The sequence below is a fragment of the Metallibacterium sp. genome, from assembly GCF_054637675.1.
Map to the genome: position 1 here is coordinate 21,211 of NZ_JBTSRB010000011.1, position 18,170 is coordinate 39,380.

An 18,170-nucleotide genomic window follows, 5' to 3' on the forward strand; every position below is an offset into this window, starting at 1 on the left:
CCGAAAAGCGCGTTCAGGCGTTGCCCGGAGCCGGCCCGATGCTGAAGCGCGCGACATTGCTGGCGCTGATGTCATCGAGCGCGAACGGCTTGCCGTCGACGGTGACGCTGGCCGCGGCGGCGTTGCCGATCAGCACCTGCAGCGGCGCGGCGTCCTGCCAGGAGTAGGTGCCGGGTTGCAGCAGCGCGTATTCAAGGCGCTTGCCGTCGGCGCCGGTGACCTCGACCCAGCTCGGCGCGCTGAGCGTGAGCGCCAGGGTATGCGCACCGGTCACGGCCGGCACAGGTGCGGGGATAGTGGTTTCAGCATCGCCGGAGATGAACGGCGTCATGGTGGCCAGCAGCGGCTGTCGCGACTGCGGCTGCGCCGCAACGGGCGGAAGAATCACCGCCACGCCCGGAATGTGCGCCGCATGCGCCGTGCCGAGACGCGGCACCAGCGGCACCGGCGCGGAGTCGATGGCCTGCAGGCGCGCACCACTGCGCGTGCTTTCGCTGTGCATGACTAGCAACACGATGGGCGCGGTGATCGCCACGGTCAGCACGATATAACTGGCCGCGCGCAAATACCTCTCGACCACATAACGACTGCTGGGCATGCGCCCACTGGCCAGCAGCGCTGGCGGCGCCTCGGGGGCAAGTCGGCGCACGTAGTCATCGAGCGTGGCGCTGTCGATGTCCAGCAAAGTGCCATACGCGCGCAGATGGCCGCGCAGGAACACACCGCTGTCGAGCGGGCTGAGCGTGCCCGCTTCCAGCCGCCGCAGCACCTGACTGGGCATCGACAGGCGCTCGGCGCACTGCGCCAGGCTCAGGCCGCGACGCTGGCGCGCGGCCGCCAATTCGGCGCCAATACACAGCACCTCGGCGGGATCGACGACAATCGCGGAGGCATTGAATACCGTCGGATGGTTCGTGGCCGGGCTCATGGCTTTGACCCGGCGCTCAGGCTCTTGGCCTGCGGCGAGTCGGGAAACTGCTCGATCAGGCGCTGGCGATAGGACTTCGCCGCAGTCGCGTCGCCCAGCCTGGTTTCAATCTCGTAGCCCAGCTTGAGCGTGTCCGGACCGGCCGGACCCAGCGATTCCAGACGCTGCAAATACGCGCTGGCGCGGAACGCATTGCCCTGCAGATACCAGACGCGCGCCGACTGATACAAAGCCTCGGGAAACTTGGGATCGATGCTCAGCGCGTCGTGAAATTGCTTCTCGGCCTCGGCCAGCTTGTTGATCTTGATCAGGCACACGCCGGCGTTGGTGTAGGCCGCGTAAGGCGTCTGGTAGAACGGATCCTTGGCGGCGCGCGCGAAATACTGCAGCGATTGCTCGACCTTGCCGGTGCGGCACAAAAACGCGCCGAGGTTGTTGTTGGCCGAGCCGTTCTTGGGCTCCAGATCAATCACGCGGCGATACTGGTGCTCGGCGTTGCCATACTCGCCGATGCGCTCGTACAGCACCGCCAGCACGGTGTGCGCGGGCACATAGCTGTCGTCATACCTGAGCGCCAGTTGCAGCTTGGCCAGCGCGCCCTTGAGGTCGCCGCGTTGCATGTAGGCTTCGCCGAGCTGGGTGTGGATCTGCGCCGCATCGAATGCCTTGTTCGCGGAACTCGTATGCAGGTTATCGCTGTTGCTGGCACAGCCGCCCAGCACCAGCAGCCCTGCTGCCAGCAGTACCGGTAGAAATTTTTCAAGCCGCATGCGTGACGCCCTCTTCGATACGCTTGCGAAACTCGGCCGCACGCCGCGTGCGGTCGAGCACCTGACCTTTCAGTTGTCCGCAGGCCGCGGCGATGTCATCACCGCGCGTGCGCCGCACCATGGTCATCACCCCGGCCTGCATCAGGATGGTCTGGAACGCGGCGATCACTTCCGGTCGGGAGCGCGCATAGCGCGTGCCGGGAAACGGATTGAACGGTATCAGATTGACCTTGCCCGGCAGGCGCCGCATCAGCTTGATCAACTGGCGCGCATGCTCGGGATGGTCGTTGATGCCGTCCATCATGGTGTATTCGAAGGTGATGCTGCTGCGCGGCTTGCGCGCGGCATAACGCGCGCAGGCGTCGAGCAGCTCGGCAATCGGATACTTGCGATTGAGCGGCACCAGTTCGGTGCGCAACTCATCGTTGGGCGCGTGCAGCGACACCGCGAGGCTGACATCGCTGACCTCGCCAAGGCGATCGATCATCGGCACCAGCCCGGCGGTGGACAGCGTGACGCGCTTGCTGGCCAGCCCAAAGCCGAGGTCGTCGCGCATCACGTCCATGGCGCGCACCACGTTGTCGAAGTTCAGCAGCGGCTCGCCCATGCCCATCATCACCACGTTGGTGATGCGGCGCTGCTGGTGCGGCACGTTGCCCAGCGCGGCGGCGGCCACCCACACCTGACCGATGATCTCGCTGGCGTCCAGGTTGCGATTGAAGCCCTGCGTCGCGGTCGAGCAGAAGCTGCAATTGAGTCCGCAGCCCACTTGCGAGGACACGCACAGCGTGCCGCGCGTGGGCTCGGGGATGTACACCGTCTCGATCGCGTTGCTGCTGTCGGTGCCCAGCAACCATTTGCGCGTGCCGTCGCTGCCGTGCTGATCGAGCAGCGCGGTCGGCGGCGTCACTTCGGCCACATCCAGCAGCTTGTCGCGCAGGCCGCGACCGAGGTCGGTCATCTGGGTGAAGTCGGTGATGCGCTGGTGGTAGATCCACTTCATCACCTGATCGGCGCGAAAGGGTTTCTCGCCGATCTGCGCGAAATACCCGCGCAGCCCGTTGCGATCGCAACCCAGCAGATTGACGCGCGCCGTGTTCACATCAGGGCATCATGCGCGCGCACACAAGTCCGCGCCGGCGAAGAAATACGCGATCTCGACCGCCGCGGTCGCCGCGGCATCGGAACCGTGCACGGCGTTGGCGTCGATGCTGTCGGCGAAATCGGCGCGGATGGTGCCCGGCGCGGCCTTCTTCGGATCGGTAGCGCCCATGAGATCGCGGTGTTTCTGCACCGCACTCTCGCCTTCCAGCACCTGGATCATCACCGGACCGGAAATCATGAACTCGACCAGCGCCTTGAAGAACGGACGCTCGCGATGCACCGCGTAAAAGCCCTCGGCCTCGGCGCGCGACAATTGGCGCATGCGCGCGGCAATCACGCGCAGACCGGCCTGCTCGAAGCGCTGGTAGATGGCGCCGATGACGTTCCTGGCGACGGCATCGGGCTTGATGATGGACAACGTGCGCTCCAGCGCCATGTAGCGACCTCGATGGATAAGTGTAGGGCGGCGTCAGCCACGCTGCGCCGAAATTAGCCGGAAATTCCACCCCGGTTAGGGGCTTAAGTCACAAATTGTTGACTTTTTCGAGCTTTGGGGCAAGTCCCATGGCGTATTTCAGCGGCGCGCCCGAGCGCGCCCTGAACGCCTTATGCGCATCGATTGACCCCGCCGCCGCGGCGCGCCTATCCTTCAAACGTTCGTTTGATTCAGAGGTCGGCTTGAGCGCTTCGCAGTTTTCCACCAAGCAACGCATTCTGGGCGCCGCCGAGGCGCTGTTCGCGCAGCATGGCTTCGCCGGCGCGTCGTTGCGCCAGGTGACCACGGCGGCCAACGTCAATCTGGCCGCGGTCAATTACCACTTTGGCTCCAAGGACAATCTCATCGAGGCCGTGTTCCGGCGCCGCCTCGATGCGCTCAACGCGCGGCGCCACGCCGCCCTGGCCAAGGTCGAGAGCAAGCCCGATGCCACCCTGGAGGACGCGCTGGATGCGTTCATCCGCCCGGCGCTGGAACTGGCGCTGGACCGCCGCGGCGGCGCCGCGTTCATGCGCATGCTGGCGCGTGCCTACGCCGAACACGACGAGCGCCTGCGCCGTTTCCTCTCCGACAACTACGGCCACGTGCTGCGCGAGTTCGCGGTGGTGTTCCATCGCAAGCTGCCGGGACTGACCAAGGATGAGTTGTACTGGCGTCTGGATCTCGTCGCCGGCGCGCTCACCTACACCATGGCCGATTTCGGCCTGATCAAGCGCCGTGCCGGCACCAGCGAGACCGCGCACCGCGAGTACACCATCGAGCATTTGCTGCGCTTCGCCGCAGCCGGCCTGCGCGCGCCCTGAGCGGCGTACCGCGCGGCGTGCGGTCTGCACCGCGCGTCGCCAAATGCCGCCGCGCGCGCGCGCAGTCAAAGACTTTTCAAAAGCCCAGGAGTCGTCCCCATGAATCCCACTCCCCTCCGCATTCGCAAGGCCGCGGTTTTGGGCGCCGGCGTGATGGGTGCGCAAATCGCCGCGCATCTCGCCAACGCCAGCATCGAGGTCGTGCTGTTCGATCTCGCCGCCAAGCAAGATCCGAAGAACGGCATCGCGGTCAAGGCCATCCAGAATCTGGGCAAGCTCTCGCCGGCGCCGCTGGCCGAGAAATCGCGCGCCACGGGTATTGTGCCAGCCGATTACGACGAGCACCTGGCACAGCTTGGCGACTGCGATCTGGTCATCGAGGCGATCGCCGAGCGCATGGACTGGAAGCTCGATCTGTATCACAAGATCGCCGCGGCCCTGCCCGCGCATGCCATCGTCGCCAGCAACACCTCGGGTCTGTCGATCAACACGCTGGCCGAGGCGCTGCCGGAAACGCTGCGCGCGCGCTTCTGCGGCGTGCACTTCTTCAACCCGCCGCGCTACATGCATCTGGTCGAGCTGATCCCGCAGCGCGCCACCGACGCGGCCGTGGTCGATGCGCTGGAGGGTTTCCTGGTCACCGCGCTGGGCAAGGGCGTGGTGCGCGCCAAGGACACGCCCAATTTCATCGGCAACCGCATCGGCGTGTTCTCGATCCTGGCCACCATGCACCACACCGAAAAATTCGGTCTGGGTTTCGATACCGTCGATGCGCTGACCGGACCGGCCATCGGTCGCCCCAAGAGCGCGACCTATCGCACCGCCGACGTGGTGGGCCTGGACACCATGGCGCATGTGATCAAGACCATGGCCGACACCCTGCCCGATGATCCCTGGCACAGCTACTTCAAGGCACCGGCGTGGCTGGATGCGCTGATCGCGCAAGGCGCGTTGGGGCAAAAAACCGGCGCCGGTTTTTATCGCAAGGCCGGCAAGGACATCGTGGTGCTGGATTTGGCCAAAATGGACTACCGTCCCTCACGGCAAAAACCCTCGGACGAACTCGCCGCGATCCTCGCCATCAAGGATCCAGCCGAGAAATTCGCCAAGCTGCGCGCCAGCAGCGACGTGCAGGCGCAATTCCTGTGGGCGGTATTCCGCGATCTGTTCCACTACACCGCGTACCACCTCGCCGACATCGCCGAGACCGCGCGCGATGTCGACTTCGCCATCCGCTGGGGCTACGGCTGGAAGCTGGGTCCGTTCGAGACCTGGCAGGCCGCGGGCTGGCAACAGATCGCCAAGTGGATCGCGGAGGACATTGCCGCCGGCAAGGCCATGAGCAAGGCGTCGCTGCCGGCGTGGGTCAGCGATGGCCGCAACGGCGTGCATGGCAGCGATGGCTCGTTCGCGCCCAAGAGTGGCAAACATCTGCCGCGCTCCACGCATCCGGTGTACCAGCGCCAGATTTATCCCGACGCGCTGCTTGGCGAGCGCTTCAATCAGGGCACCACATTATGGGAAAACGCCGGCGTGCGCCTGTGGACGCTGGGCGACGATCTCGGCATCGTCTCGTTCAAGACCAAGATGCACACGGTCAACGACGCCGTGCTCGATGGCATGCAGGAAGCCATCACCCGCGCCGAGCGCGAGCTGAAGGCGCTGGTGCTGTGGCAGAACAGTGAACCGTTCTCGGCCGGCGCCGATCTCAAGGGCGCGCTGGGACTGCTGCAGGCCGGCAAGGTCGATCGGTTCGAGGCGATGATCGCCAACTTCCAGGCCACCAGCATGCGCATCAAATACGCGCTGGTGCCGGTGGTGGCGGCGGTGCGCGGGTTGGCGCTGGGCGGCGGCTGCGAGTTCCAGATGCACAGCGCGCGCACCGTGGCCGCGCTGGAAAGCTACATCGGTTTGGTCGAAGCCGGCGTGGGCCTGCTGCCGGCCGGCGGTGGCCTCAAGGAAATCGCCGTGCGCTGCGCGCAACAAGCCGCGGGCGGCGACAGTTTCGATTTCGTCAAGCGCTACTTCGAGACGGTGGCCATGGCCAAGGTCGCCGGCTCGGCGCTGGAGGCCAGGCAAATGGGTCTGCTGCGCGACAGCGATGTGGTGGTGTTCAACGCCTTCGAGGTACTGCACGTGGCGCTGCGCACCGCCGCCGCGCTGGCCGAATCGGGCTGGCACCCGGCGCTGCCCGCGCGCGCGGTGATCGTGGCCGGCGATGTCGGCACCGCCAGCCTGAAGATGCTGCTGGTCAACATGCTCGAAGGCCGTTTCATCTCGCAGCACGACTACGAGATCGCCAGCCGCATCGCCGACACCTTGTGCGGCGGCGCCATCGAGCGCGGTTCCAGCGTCGACGAAAATTGGCTGCTGAAGCTGGAGCGCAAGCACTTCGTCGCGCTGGCGCAAATGCCCAAGACCCAGGAACGCATCCAGCACACGCTGACTACCGGCAAGCCGCTGAGGAATTGAGCGCGGTAGTGGGGAGTGGAGAGTAGGAAGTGAAAGGCCAGCGCTCTACCAACTCCCGACTTCCGACTTCCGACTTCCGACTCCCCACCATTTCCTCCAACTTGGGAGATCAACCATGAGCAAGCAAATCCAGGACGCCTACATCGTTGCCGCCGTGCGCACGCCGGTGGGCAAGGCCCCGCGCGGCGTGTTTCGCAACACCCGCCCGGATGATCTGCTGGCGCACGTGTTGCGCGCGGCGCTGGCCAGGGCGCCGGGCGTCGATGTGCAGCGCATCGGCGATGCCGTGATCGGCTGCGCCATGCCCGAGGCCGAGCAGGGCATGAACGTGGCGCGCATCGGCGTGCTGCTGGCCGGCCTGCCCGAGGGCATTCCGGGCATGACCGTCAACCGCTTCTGCTCGTCCGGCGCGCAGGCCGTGGCCATCGCCGCCGATCGCATCCGCGTCGGCGAGGCCGACCTGATGCTGGCCGGCGGTACCGAAAGCATGAGCATGGTGCCGATGATGGGCTTCAAGCCCGCCATCAACCCGATCGTGTTCAAGGACGAGAACGTGGCCATCGCCTACGGCATGGGCATCACCGCCGAGAACGTGGCGACGCGCTGGAAGGTCAGCCGCGAGGACCAGGACGCCTTCGCCTTGCAAAGCCATCAGCGCGCGCTGGCCGCCATCGCCGCGGGCCACTTCAAGGACGAGATCGCGCCCTACGCATTGGATGACCACTATCCCGACCTGGCCAGCGGCGGCATCCACTCCGATACGCGCCTGATCGATACCGACGAAGGCCCGCGCCGCGAAACCAGCATCGAGGCGCTGGGCAAATTGCGCGCGGTGTTCCGCATGGGTGGCGGCGTCACCGCCGGCAACAGCTCGCAGATGTCCGACGGCGCCGGTGCGGTGCTGCTGGCCAGCGAAAAGGCCATCAAGGAATTCGGCCTCACCCCGCTGGCGCGTTACGTCACCAGCGCCGTGGCCGGCGTGCCGCCGGAGATCATGGGCATCGGTCCCAAGGAAGCGGTGCCGCGCGCGCTGCGTCAGGCCGGCATCAGGCACGAGGATCTGGACTGGATCGAGCTCAATGAAGCGTTCGCGGCGCAGTCGCTGGCGGTGATCCGCGATCTTGGCCTGGATCCGGCCAAGGTCAATCCACTGGGCGGCGCCATCGCGCTGGGCCACCCGTTGGGCGCCACCGGCGCCAAGCTCACCGCCACCGTGGTGCACGGCCTGCGCCGCACCGGCAAGAAGCGCGGCATGGTCACCATGTGCATCGGCACCGGCATGGGCTTCGCCATGCTGCTGGAAGCGATGTGACAGGCCGCTCGCGCATGATCCGCCATGGCTCGCGGATCATGTGCGCCGGCGCGCACCGACGCTGCGCCCGCGAGCACTGCGGCCTCAAACCTGCCAGACAGACAGCGAAGCCGGCATGCTGACTTGCCAATTCTCTAGCGCTCGCCCGATTTGCGCACAGCCAGTAGACGGGTAACCGGGAAATCGTGTGGCTGGCGCGATCGATCAGCCGCCGCTCAACAAATCATCGATCGAAGAACCATGTCCCAGCAGCGGCGCGATCAGGCTCAGCAGCAGCAGGAACAACAGCACCATGACCAGCGTGGTCACCGCCTGGATGATGTAATGCATGGCGATATCGTTGACCGCCGCGGTGGCCCGGCCGAGGCTATCGGGCGCCGCTGGACGCTGGCGCACGGCATCCAGCCGCGACGCGGCACGAAACTCCAGAAACGCCACCCAGCCCAGGGCGCCGGCGAACGGCAACCCGATGATGGTGATGGCCAGCAGCACGGCCAGCACGCCGTTGAGCACACCGCAGGCGCGCATCCACCACGTCGCACGAGCCAGCGGCGCGATGCTGGCCGCGAACACGGCGGCATCGCGGGCGGTCAGCGGCGCGGGCGCGGCATCGGCGATCGCTGCGGGTTCAGAGACCATGGTCGACCTGCGCAACGGCCGCGAACACGGTCACGACCAGCAACAACAAACCCAGCGCACTGGTGATCGCCGCCAGCATGAAGTAGCGCGCCAGCGCGGCGAAACCAGCCTGCGCATCGGCCGCGAGCATGCTGGTGTGCGCTGCGCTGAGCACCGAGGCCGCGCGATACAGGAACCACGCCGACAGCGCGCCCGTCAGTGCCACCAAGGCGTCCAGCCAATTGCCATGCCATAGTTTGAATACGGCCAAGACCAGCAGCAACGCGGCGAAAACAAAACACCACCAGCGCTGCCGGTGCAGCGGCGCGGCCAAGGTGCGCACCCACTCGGCGGGTGGCGTGGCCGACGCCGCGAGCTTGCCATCGGGCTTGCCAGCCGACAGGGGATTCATGCGCGGCGCGCCATGGGCATGGCCACGTTCAACCCGGCGGCCAGTGCATGCTGCGCCCGGCCAGCAGATGCAGATGCAGGTGATACACGGTCTGGCCGCCGTCGGCGTTGCAGTTGATCACGCAGCGGTAGCCGTGCTCCGAGAATCCCTGCGCGCGCGCATAAGCTGCTGCGGCCAGGGTGAGCTTGCCGAGCAGCAGCGCGTCCTCGCCGCGCGCGGCATCGAGCGTGCTGATGGCGCGCTTGGGGACGAACAACACGTGCACCGGCGCCTGCGGATTCATGTCGCGGAAAGCCAGCACCTCGGCGTCCTCGTAGACGATGTCGGCGGGGATCTCGCGGCGGATGATCTTGGTGAACAGGGTTTCGCTCATGCGTGTGCTCAGCTCAGGGGAAGGCGCCTGCCGAAGGCGTGCGCCAGCGTACCGCGATCGATGTATTCCAGCTCGCCGCCCAGTGGCACGCCGTGGGCGAGGCGGCTGACGCGCACGCCGGCGGCCTGCGCGATCTCGGCCAGATAATGCGCGGTGGCCTCGCCCTCGACGGTGGGATTGGTGGCGAGGATGAGTTCTTGCACCTCGCCTTGCGCCAGACGCCGCCGCAGCAGCGGCAGGCCCAGTTCCTCGGGGCCAAGTCCGTCCAGCGGCGAAAGCCGGCCCAGCAGCACGAAGTACAAGCCGCGATAGCCGGTGGCCTGCTCGATCGCGGCCAGATCGGCTGGTGTCTCGACCACGCACAATTGCCCGCGCTCGCGCGTGCTGCCGGCGCACAAGGCGCAGCGCTCGCTCTCGCTGAAGCTGCGGCAGTCGCTGCAGTTGCCGATGCGCTGCATGGCGGCCTGCAACGCGACGGCGAGGCGCTCGCCGCCTTTGCGGTCGCGCTCCAGCAGGTGATAAGCCATGCGCTGCGCGCTGCGTGCACCGACGCCGGGCAGGCAGCGCAACGCGTCGAGCAGTTCGCTCAGCAGCGGCGAGGCGGTGCTCATCGCAACCCGCCCATCAAGCGCTGGGTAGACATGGCCGCGCTCAGAACGGCAGCTTCATGCCGGGCGGCAGGCTCAGGCCTTGCGTCAATCCGCCCAGGCGCTGCTGGCTGAGTTCGGCGACCTTGTTGATGGCGTCGTTGACCGCCGCGGCGATCAGATCCTCGGCCATCTCCGGGTCGTCGGCGAGCAGCTTGCGATCGACGTTGACGCGGCGCGTTTCGTGGCGCCCGCTCATGACCACGCTGACCAGGCCACCGCCGGCGCTGCCGGTGACCTCGAGCCTAGCCAGTTCTTCCTGCGCGCGCTGCATTTCTTCCTGCATGCGCTGCGCCTGCTGCATGAGTTGCGCGATCTGGGCTTTCATCATCGGTCCTGCTCCACGGGTCGGATGCTCTCGGGCACCAGGCGCGCGCCGAGGGTCTGCTGCAATTCAACGATCACCGGATCGGCCTGCAGCGCGCTGATCGCGGCGGTTTGTTCGCTGCCGCGCAGCGCGGCGGCGCGCGCGGCCGGCGAGTCGGGTTGATCGACGCCGACGCAGCGCAGGCGCGGGCGCTCGCCCAGTGCCGCTTCGAGTTTGCTTTCAAGCTGGGTCAGCATGGCTGGACTGGCCAGTACCAGATCATGATGCGCCATGGCCAGCACCAGCGTGTGTCCGTCGCACGACTGCAGCGCGGCACGCCGCGCCATCTCGCCCAGCGGGCCGCGCAGTTCGGCGCGCTCGATCAGTTCCGCCCAATCGGGCAGGCCCGTGCTGGCCGGGTCAATGCCAGCGCTGCGCGTCGCGCCGGCGCGCGGTGCGGGCGCAGGGTCGGCGGGCGCATCGGCGATGGCCGGCGCGGCCAGAGGCGCAGGCCGCGCGGCGGGCGGCAACGCCGCGCGCGCGCCGTCGTCCTCGCGCTGCGGCCGGAACGCGAGCATGCGCAACAGCGCCATCTCGAAGCCCATGGCCTCGTCCGGCGCCAGCGGCAAATCACGGCGACCGCTGAGCGCGAGCTGGTAATCAAGCTGCACTTCCTCGGCGCTCAGACGCGCGGCCAGCGCATCCAGCGCCACGCCGTCGGCCTCGTCCACCGCCGCGTAGCCCGGCACCAACTGACGCAACTGTACGCGATGCCACAGCGCGGCCAGATCATCCAGCACCTTGCCGAAGTCCGGCGCGAAGGCGACGATGCGCTGCGCCTCGGCCAGCAGCGCCGCGCCATCGCCCTGTGCCAGCGCCCGCGCCAGACCGAGCACCTCGGCGCTGTCGAGACTGCCGAGCATGGCGCGCACATCCGCCGCGCGCACCGCGCCGCCGCCATAGGCGATGGCCTGATCGAGCAGCGACAGTCCGTCGCGCAGCGAGCCATCGGCGGCGCGCGCCAATACCGCCAGTGCATCGGCCTCGCAGACAATGCCCTCGGCGTCGAGGATGTGCTGCATCTGGCCCTGGATCTGCTCGGGCAGCAGGCGCTTGAGGTTGAACTTGAGGCAGCGCGACAGCACCGTCACCGGCAGCTTTTGCGGATCGGTGGTGGCCAACAGGAACAGCGCGTGCGGCGGCGGTTCCTCCAGGGTCTTCAGCAGCGCGTTGAAGGCGTTCTTGGAGAGCATGTGCACCTCGTCGATGAGATACACCTTGTAGCGTCCGCGCGTGGGCGCGTACTGCGCGTTCTCGATCACCTCGCGCACATCATCCACGCCGGTGTTGGAGGCGGCGTCGATTTCCAGCAGATCGACGAAGCGCCCGGCATCCACCGCCTGGCACACCACGCACTCGCCGCAGGGCTCGGCACTGGTGCCGCGCTCGCAGTTGAGCGACTTGGCCAAAATGCGCGCGATGGTGGTCTTGCCCACGCCGCGCGTGCCGGTGAACAAATAGGCGTGATGCATGCGCCCGCTTTCCAGCGCGTGGCTGAGCGCACGCACCACGTGCTCCTGACCGACCAGCTCGCTGAACCGGCGCGGCCGCCATTTTCGTGCCAGCACTTGATAGGACATGAGGCGCATCCGAAAGCGAGCGCCTATTGTGCCAAGCGTCGCCGCCGGCCCCAAGTGCGCAATGACGCAGCATGACAGGCTTGAACGCAACCCCATGCACTCGCTATGCTTGCGCGCTTGCCGTGGCGGCCTGCTCGCGCGCGGCGGCAAATACAAACCCGGAGAGGTGTCCGAGCGGTTGAAGGAGCACGCCTGGAAAGTGTGTATACGGTCAAAAGCCGTATCGAGGGTTCGAATCCCTCCCTCTCCGCCAAGTTTGAGTGTTTGAAACTTTTGTCCTGCGATGCGGTTGGTTCACAGCAATGAACACCGCGTCGCCAGCGACAACCCAGTTCACGGTGGCCCCTGTCGGTCCCTCCGCGACGCTAGTCTGCAAATCCCGCCAGGCCCGGAAGGGAGCAACGGTAGCGGATGATGCGGGTGCCGGAGTGTGGCTGGCAGGGGCCACCACCCTCGCTCGCCCCCCTTCAGCACCAGCGCCGCCCGCGGGCTGACGCAGGGTTGTACGCGCTCAGGCGCACGCGGAACCTGCCCCACGCGCTGTGTTCTATTGCCCTGATGCCCAGCCCAGAAACCCACGACACCGCCATTGAAGCGCCGATCGTCCTGCCCGCTGGCGTGATCCGGCTGATGGCGATTCGCGCCGCGCGCAGCCTTGGCCAGGGCGCCATGGTGGCCGCATTCGCGCTGTACCTGCACGCGCTGGGCTGGCACGCGGCGGGCATCGGCGCCACCTTGTCGGCGGCGCTGCTGATCGGCGCGGTGCTGACCCTGTTGGTGGGGCCGCTGAGCGATCGCATCGGCGGACGCCGCCGTTTTTTGCTGGTGTACGAACTGCTGCAGATCGGTGCGGCGCTGCTGGCGATTTTCAGCACGCGCCCGGCGTGGCTGGTGCTGGCTGCAGTCATGGGCGGCTTTGGTCGCGGCGCCAATGGCAGCGCCGGTCCGTTCGGGCCCATCGAACAGGCGTGGTTGGCACTGCTGCTGCCAGCTCCGCAACGTGGACGCGTGTACAGTTGGAATACCGCGCTGGGCTTCAGCGGCATGGCGCTGGGCGCGCTCGCTGCCGGAGCGATCGGCTGGTTCGCCCCGCACGCTGGCGCCGCGCCCTATCGCTGGCTGTTCGGACTGTCGCTGCTGGGCTCGCTGGTCAGTCTGCTGCTGCTATTCGGCGCAAGCGAGCCGGAGCGCGCGCAACACACCGCGGCCGCGGCCGGCTCGCGCGCGGAACGCGCCGAACGCAGCGAACAACACGCCGAGAATCGGCTCCTGCTCAAACTGGTGCTGGTCAACAGCCTCAACGGGCTGGGCATCGGCATGATCGGCCCGCTGATCGCGTACTGGTTTCTGCTGAAGTTCGCGCAGGGACCGGGCAGCATTGGCCCGGCCATCGCCGCCAGCTTCGCGCTGGGTGCGCTGAGCTCGGTGCTGGCCGGGAGGCTGGCGCGGCAACACGGACTGATTCGCTCCGTGGTGTGGATGCGCCTGGCCGGTCTGCTGCTGCTGCTGGCGATCCCGTTCTCGCCGTGGTTCATTCTTGCGGCCGGTTTTTACGCCTTGCGCGCGGGGATGAATCAGGGCACCGCCGGCGTGCGCCAGGCGCTGGTCGCCGGCCTGACGCGCGATCATCGCCGCGGCCTCGCCTCCAGCCTGCAGAATGTGTCGATCCAGATCCCGCGCGCCATTGGTCCGCTGGTCGCCGGTCTGCTGCTTCACGCCGGCATGCTCACCGCGCCGTTCGTGCTGACGGCGATTTTCCAGGGCGCGTATCTGATCCTGTACGCGTATTTCTTCCGGGATTTCGCCGACGGCGGCGCGGATTGAGCGCTGCTCAGCCCGCCTCGTCGCGCAGCGGCTCGGGCTCAGGCAGCGCCACGCGCTGGCCAGGGTTCAGCACCGCGTAGCCCGCTGCGCGCAGCGCTGCAGCATCCTCGGCGCTGGTTTGGTGATACAGCGTGAACCGCGCGCGCAGCTTGGCCGGGTATTCGCGCGCCAGATCATCCAACCCGGTGTGCGAGGGGTTGCCGCGCAAACCGCAATCGTGGAATACGCGCTCGCCCTGCGCGGCATACTCGGCCAGCATTTCTGGGATCGGTCGCGTATCGCCAGTCCACACGCAACTGCCGCGCAATGCCAATCCGAACGCGGTGTGCGGGCGATGGTGACGCGTGGCGAACACATCAAACCACAGGCCTTGCAGCCAGAAGCCGCGACTGCACGGCAGCAGGCGGAATGCATCCCAGAACTGCGCGCCGCCCTCGGCCAGCAGGCGCGGGTAATCGGCCAGCCGCGCCTGCAGCAGCGGCACCAGCGCGGCGTGCAGAAACAACAGCGTGCGTCCGCGCCACGCGCTGTCGAACCACAGCTGGTAGAACAGCGCTTCCAGCCCGCCGACATGATCCATGTGCAGATGCGTCAGGTACACCGCGGGCGGTGGTGCGCCGTAGGCATCGAGATAGCGCGCCAGTGTGTCCGGCCCGCAGTCGATCAGCAGCAACGGCTGTGCTTCGTGTTCGATCACCGCGGCGGAACTGCCCAGCGCGTGAGCTTGCGCCGCGCCGGTGCCCAGCGCGTGCAACGTCCAGCTCATGGCTTCTGCGCCCCGGTCGAACGCTGCATCGCCGCGTCGTAGCCACGCAGCAACGGTTGCCAGCATTCACGCGCGAAGCGTTCGCGGTCGGCCGCGAAATCCGGCGCCACCTTCAGCAGCGAACGCTGCAAACGTTCTAAGTTGGCGCGCTGCCAAGGTGACGTCGTCTTGCGCACGCGGCCACGGTCGAAATCGATCAGATACAGGTTCGCGCCAGACCAGAGAATGTTGTGGGCGTTCAAGTCGGCATGGTACACGCCGGCTTGGTGGAATCGCGCCAGCAGCACACCCACCGTGGCGCAATCCGCGGCGCTCAGCGCGCCGGCACGCAGGCGTTCGGCCAGCGTCTGCGCCGCGGGCAACTCGGCACTGAGCAGATCGGCACGCGCGCTGAACCAGCCGGTGCGCACGCAACGCGCCGCCAGTGGCTCCGGCACCGGCAGGCCGCGCGCGCGCATCCACTGCAGCAGCGCGAACTCGCGGAAACCGCGCGAGCGCGCCGTGCCCAGCCACAGATAGCGATCGCCACGCACGCGCGCCAACAACCCGCCGCGACGGAAATGGCGCAGCACCAGCGCCCCCGCCGGACTGTCGATGAAGCCCACGCCACCGCGCCCGCCGCCGCGCGTGCGCAGCCTGCCCTGTGCCTGCCACCACGCCGCATCGAACCAGCGCGCGTCGACTTGTGGAACACGTGCGGGGTCGAACACAATCGCGTTGTTCGCCTCTGTGCGCATCTGTGCCTGCCGGGGTGTTGTCTCCACTTTCATCCTGCAAAGGCTGCGGCCTGCGCAAGAGTCTAGTCAAAGCCTGATGACCGCCGCACCCCCGCCCGCCTCGATCTGCCTGCTGCGCACCTCGGCGCTGGGCGATGTCACCCACGTGGTGCCGCTGATCCACACGCTGCGCAGCGGTTTTCCGCAAGCGCGCCTGACCTGGATCGTGGGCAAGCTCGAATACAAGCTGGTGGGTGATTTGCCCGATACCGAGTTCGTAGTGTTCGACAAGAGCCTCGGTCTGGAAGGCCTGCGCACCGTGCGTCTGGCGCTGGAAGGCCGCCGTTTCGATGTACTGCTGCACATGCAAGTCGCGCTGCGCGCCAATGTGCTCAGCCTCGGCGTGCATGCGCGGCGGCGCATCGGCTATGACCATGCGCGCGCCAAGGACTTGCATGGCCTGACCGTCAACGAGCGCATTCCCGCGCGCAGCGGTGAGCATGTGCTCGATGCCATCGGCAGCTTCGCCGAACCGCTGGGCTTGCAACAGACCTCGGTACGCTGGGACTTGCCGATCCCGGTCGAGGCCGCGGCCTGGGCCGCCGATCAGCTCCCCGGCGATGCGCCGTGGCTGCTGATCAACGCCACCTCCAGCCACAGCGTGCGCAACTGGTTCGCCGCCGGTTACGCCGCCGTCGCCGATCACGCGCAGCAGGCCTTGGGCTGGCGCGTCGCGCTGACCGGTGGGCCGAGCAAACTCGAACGTCACCTCGGCGATGCCATCCGCGCGCACATGCGCAGCACGCCGGCCGATCTGATCGGCCGCGACACGCTGAAGCGCGCGCTGGCCCTGTATCAGCGCGCCGCCGCATTGCTGACCCCCGATGCCGGCCCCATGCACATGGCCAACGCGGTGGGCACTCCGATCATCGGCCTGCACGCGGCCAGCAACCCGGCGCGCTCCGGCCCGTACAGCGACCGCCGCTGGTGCGTAAATCGCTATGCCGCCGCCGCGCACAAGTTCATGGGCCGCGCGGTCGAGGATCTGCCATGGGGCACCAAGATCGAACGCCCCGGGGTGATGGACCTGATCCATATCGACGATGTGATCGAGCGCCTTGAAGCGCTGGATCAGGCGCACCGCCACGGCTTGCTGCGCTCCTGAGACTGCGCGGCGCGCAATCAGCCCGCTCGATAGTCCTGGTACGACTTCTCTTCAACGAGACGCGAACCCAGTTTGTGATTGATCGCGCGTTTGATCGCGGCGCGCTCGTCGTTGCGAAAATACACGGCGCGCGCCAGCGCGATGAATTCGGCGTCGAAGGACTGCGCCTTTTCCTTGAGGCGGATATGGTCCTCGATGTCCCACAACGCCGCGTTGACCTGCTTGAGCGCGGCGCGCTCTGCGCTGATGTCGCTACGCGCCGCGGGGTGCGCCTGCCAGATTTGTTCGAGCAGCGCGCGTTCGTCGCGCACGTTGACCAGCTTGGCGGCGTCGTGCATGCGCTCGGACTTGATCTCGAGAATCGTGAGCTTGTCCAGCAGCTCGCCATAGGACACCGGAACCTGCAGCAGGCTCATGGGTTGGCACCTTCGTGGACGGAGCGGGCGGCAAAGGCGCCCATCGCGCCGCGGTAATGGCGCAGCTCGCGGATCGAATCGTGGATGTCGCTGAGCGCAGTGTGCGCGGATTCCTTGGCCACGCCCTTGAGCAATTCCGGCGCCCAGCGCCGCGCCAGCTCCTTGAGCGTGGACACATCGAGATTGCGGTAGTGGAAAAAGCGCTCCAGCGCGGGCATCTCGCGCGCCAAAAAGCGCCGGTCCTGACAAATGGAATTGCCACACATCGGCGACTTGCCGGGCGGCACCCACGCCGCCAGAAAATCCAGCGTGGCGATCTCGGTGGCGGTGACATCGTCGCGGCTCTCGAGCACGCGCTGCCACAGTCCGGATTTGCGATGCTGGTTGCGGTTCCAGTCGTCCATCGCCAGCAGGCGCGATTCGTCGTGGTGGATGGCCAGCACCGGGCCTTCGGCCAGCACGCGCAACTCGGCATCGGTGACCACGGTGGCGATCTCGATGATGCTGTCGCGGGTGGTATCCAGACCGGTCATTTCCAGATCGATCCAGATCAAATTGTCCTCGTGCACACGCATGGCCCGGCCTGAAAACGGCAGTCTAACAAAGCGCGCGGCGCGGCCTGACCAATGGCACCATGCGCGCCAGGGTGAAACGTCACCGCATGGGAGCCTGTGCATGTCCGTGGTCGAGCGCACCGCGCATTCCGAATTCGTGGAGCGCAGCCTGGTGCATGACGGAGAACTGGTGCGCTACCGCATCCACGTGCCGACGCAGGGCGGCACGCTGCGGCCGGTGCTGCTGTTTCTGCACGGCTCCGGCGAGCGCGGCATGGACAACATCGCGCAAACGCGCGTGGGCCTGGGGCCGGCGTTGCTGCGCGGCGTGGTGCCATTGCCGCTGCTGGCGGTGTTTCCGCAACTACCGCCGGGCGCAAGCTGGCAAGGCGTGCATGCCAGGCGCGCGCTGGCGGCGCTCGAGGACGCCTGCGCGCACCGTGGTGGCGATGGCACGCGCGTCGCGCTGAGTGGCCTGTCGCGCGGCGGCTATGGCGTATGGGAACTGGCGCTGCTGCAGCCAGCACGCTATCGCGCGCTGATTCCGATCTGCGCCGGCTTGACCGCGCGCGTGGGCAGCCCCGATCTGCGTGTCGCCGCCATGGACGGCTGTGCCGATCCCTGGCGCGAGGCCGCACGGCGACTGGCGCACATTCCCAGTTGGATCGTGCACGGCGCGCGCGACGACGTGATCCCGGTCGAGCAGTCGCGGCGCATGGCGGCGGCGCTGCGCGATGCCGGCGCGCCGGTGCACTATCGCGAACTGCCCGAGGCCAACCACAATGCGTGGGACGCGGCCTACGCCGACGCGCGACTCTGGCAATGGCTGCAACGCATGCTGAATTGA

The 18,170-nt window shown here is 67.2% G+C and carries 20 protein-coding genes, 1 tRNA gene and 1 other RNA gene; 8 read left to right on the forward strand and 14 right to left on the reverse strand.

Annotated elements, in window-relative coordinates:
* Positions 1-13: 13 nt before the first annotated feature.
* The 4 genes from ACYDAT_RS05680 to ndk are packed head-to-tail and all read right to left on the reverse strand — an operon-like array spanning position 14 to position 3,238.
* Complete coding sequence (locus ACYDAT_RS05680; RefSeq protein ID WP_461448950.1) at positions 14-928, reverse strand: RodZ domain-containing protein; 915 nt, start codon at positions 926-928, stop codon at positions 14-16.
* Positions 925-1,698: a type IV pilus biogenesis/stability protein PilW gene (gene pilW, locus ACYDAT_RS05685; protein ID WP_461439525.1), complete on the reverse strand. Its 774-nt coding sequence runs from the start codon at positions 1,696-1,698 to the stop codon at positions 925-927. Before pilW ends, ACYDAT_RS05680 begins: the two co-directional genes overlap by 4 nt.
* Positions 1,688-2,800, reverse strand: a complete 1,113-nt coding sequence (gene rlmN, locus ACYDAT_RS05690) for a dual-specificity RNA methyltransferase RlmN (protein ID WP_461439526.1) — start codon at positions 2,798-2,800, stop codon at positions 1,688-1,690. Before rlmN ends, pilW begins: the two co-directional genes overlap by 11 nt.
* 9 nt (positions 2,801-2,809) lie before the next feature.
* Entirely contained in the window at positions 2,810-3,238 is a 429-nt protein-coding gene (gene ndk / locus ACYDAT_RS05695; RefSeq protein ID WP_461439527.1) for a nucleoside-diphosphate kinase, read from the reverse strand.
* Positions 3,239-3,480: 242 nt separating this feature from the next.
* Here ndk and ACYDAT_RS05700 point away from each other — a divergent pair, with 242 nt between their 5' ends.
* From ACYDAT_RS05700 to ACYDAT_RS05710, 3 genes are all read left to right on the forward strand, one after another.
* Positions 3,481-4,101, forward strand: a complete 621-nt coding sequence (locus tag ACYDAT_RS05700) for a TetR/AcrR family transcriptional regulator (protein ID WP_297901960.1) — start codon at positions 3,481-3,483, stop codon at positions 4,099-4,101.
* Between the two features lie 99 nt (positions 4,102-4,200).
* Positions 4,201-6,573, forward strand: a complete 2,373-nt coding sequence (locus ACYDAT_RS05705) for a 3-hydroxyacyl-CoA dehydrogenase/enoyl-CoA hydratase family protein (protein ID WP_461448952.1) — start codon at positions 4,201-4,203, stop codon at positions 6,571-6,573.
* 115 nt (positions 6,574-6,688) lie between these two features.
* Positions 6,689-7,885: an acetyl-CoA C-acyltransferase gene (locus tag ACYDAT_RS05710; RefSeq protein WP_461448954.1), complete on the forward strand. Its 1,197-nt coding sequence runs from the start codon at positions 6,689-6,691 to the stop codon at positions 7,883-7,885.
* 204 nt (positions 7,886-8,089) lie between these two features.
* Here the strand turns inward: ACYDAT_RS05710 and ACYDAT_RS05715 are convergent, their stop codons facing one another.
* From ACYDAT_RS05715 to dnaX, 6 genes are read right to left on the reverse strand one after another with little or no spacing between them, the layout of a single operon-like run.
* Positions 8,090-8,524: a hypothetical protein gene (locus tag ACYDAT_RS05715; protein WP_461448956.1), complete on the reverse strand. Its 435-nt coding sequence runs from the start codon at positions 8,522-8,524 to the stop codon at positions 8,090-8,092.
* Positions 8,514-8,915: a hypothetical protein gene (locus ACYDAT_RS05720; RefSeq protein WP_461448958.1), complete on the reverse strand. Its 402-nt coding sequence runs from the start codon at positions 8,913-8,915 to the stop codon at positions 8,514-8,516. The genes ACYDAT_RS05715 and ACYDAT_RS05720 overlap by 11 nt, the downstream gene beginning before the upstream one ends.
* Before the next feature lie 28 nt (positions 8,916-8,943).
* Positions 8,944-9,288, reverse strand: a complete 345-nt coding sequence (locus ACYDAT_RS05725) for a histidine triad nucleotide-binding protein (protein WP_461448960.1) — start codon at positions 9,286-9,288, stop codon at positions 8,944-8,946.
* Between the two features lie 8 nt (positions 9,289-9,296).
* A complete protein-coding gene (gene recR, locus ACYDAT_RS05730; protein WP_461440658.1) occupies positions 9,297-9,899 on the reverse strand; it encodes a recombination mediator RecR in 603 nt (200 codons plus the stop codon).
* Positions 9,900-9,939: 40 nt separating this feature from the next.
* Positions 9,940-10,263: a YbaB/EbfC family nucleoid-associated protein gene (locus ACYDAT_RS05735; RefSeq protein ID WP_461440660.1), complete on the reverse strand. Its 324-nt coding sequence runs from the start codon at positions 10,261-10,263 to the stop codon at positions 9,940-9,942.
* Positions 10,263-11,882: a DNA polymerase III subunit gamma/tau gene (gene dnaX / locus ACYDAT_RS05740; RefSeq protein ID WP_461440659.1), complete on the reverse strand. Its 1,620-nt coding sequence runs from the start codon at positions 11,880-11,882 to the stop codon at positions 10,263-10,265. Before dnaX ends, ACYDAT_RS05735 begins: the two co-directional genes overlap by 1 nt.
* Positions 11,883-12,042: 160 nt before the next feature.
* Between dnaX and ACYDAT_RS05745 the strand changes: the two genes are divergently transcribed.
* The 3 genes from ACYDAT_RS05745 (at position 12,043) to ACYDAT_RS05755 (ending at position 13,706) form a co-directional block, all read left to right on the forward strand.
* Positions 12,043-12,135, forward strand: a tRNA-Ser gene (locus ACYDAT_RS05745).
* 93 nt (positions 12,136-12,228) lie between these two features.
* Positions 12,229-12,325, forward strand: an RNA gene (gene ffs / locus ACYDAT_RS05750) — signal recognition particle sRNA small type.
* Between the two features lie 115 nt (positions 12,326-12,440).
* Entirely contained in the window at positions 12,441-13,706 is a 1,266-nt protein-coding gene (locus ACYDAT_RS05755; protein WP_461448962.1) for an MFS transporter, read from the forward strand.
* Positions 13,707-13,713: 7 nt separating this feature from the next.
* On the opposite strand, the gene ACYDAT_RS05760 is transcribed toward ACYDAT_RS05755, so the two are convergent.
* Positions 13,714-14,472 carry an MBL fold metallo-hydrolase gene (locus ACYDAT_RS05760; RefSeq protein WP_461441331.1) on the reverse strand — a complete coding sequence of 253 codons (759 nt, stop codon included), beginning with the start codon at positions 14,470-14,472 and terminating at the stop codon, positions 13,714-13,716.
* Positions 14,469-15,209, reverse strand: a complete 741-nt coding sequence (locus ACYDAT_RS05765) for a 3-deoxy-D-manno-octulosonic acid kinase (RefSeq protein WP_461448964.1) — start codon at positions 15,207-15,209, stop codon at positions 14,469-14,471. The genes ACYDAT_RS05760 and ACYDAT_RS05765 overlap by 4 nt, the downstream gene beginning before the upstream one ends.
* A gap of 76 nt (positions 15,210-15,285) precedes the next feature.
* Between ACYDAT_RS05765 and ACYDAT_RS05770 the strand changes: the two genes are divergently transcribed.
* A complete protein-coding gene (locus ACYDAT_RS05770; RefSeq protein ID WP_461438519.1) occupies positions 15,286-16,353 on the forward strand; it encodes a glycosyltransferase family 9 protein in 1,068 nt (355 codons plus the stop codon).
* 17 nt (positions 16,354-16,370) lie between these two features.
* Here ACYDAT_RS05770 and ACYDAT_RS05775 read toward each other — a convergent pair whose 3' ends face one another.
* Both ACYDAT_RS05775 and orn read right to left on the reverse strand, forming a co-directional pair.
* Entirely contained in the window at positions 16,371-16,769 is a 399-nt protein-coding gene (locus tag ACYDAT_RS05775) for a DUF6165 family protein (RefSeq protein WP_461448966.1), read from the reverse strand.
* Positions 16,766-17,344 carry an oligoribonuclease gene (orn, locus tag ACYDAT_RS05780; protein WP_461438517.1) on the reverse strand — a complete coding sequence of 193 codons (579 nt, stop codon included), beginning with the start codon at positions 17,342-17,344 and terminating at the stop codon, positions 16,766-16,768. The genes ACYDAT_RS05775 and orn overlap by 4 nt, the downstream gene beginning before the upstream one ends.
* A 100-nt stretch (positions 17,345-17,444) precedes the next feature.
* Here orn and ACYDAT_RS05785 point away from each other — a divergent pair, with 100 nt between their 5' ends.
* On the forward strand, positions 17,445-18,170 hold the full coding sequence (locus ACYDAT_RS05785) for a carboxylesterase family protein (RefSeq protein WP_461438516.1): 726 nt from the start codon (positions 17,445-17,447) through the stop codon (positions 18,168-18,170).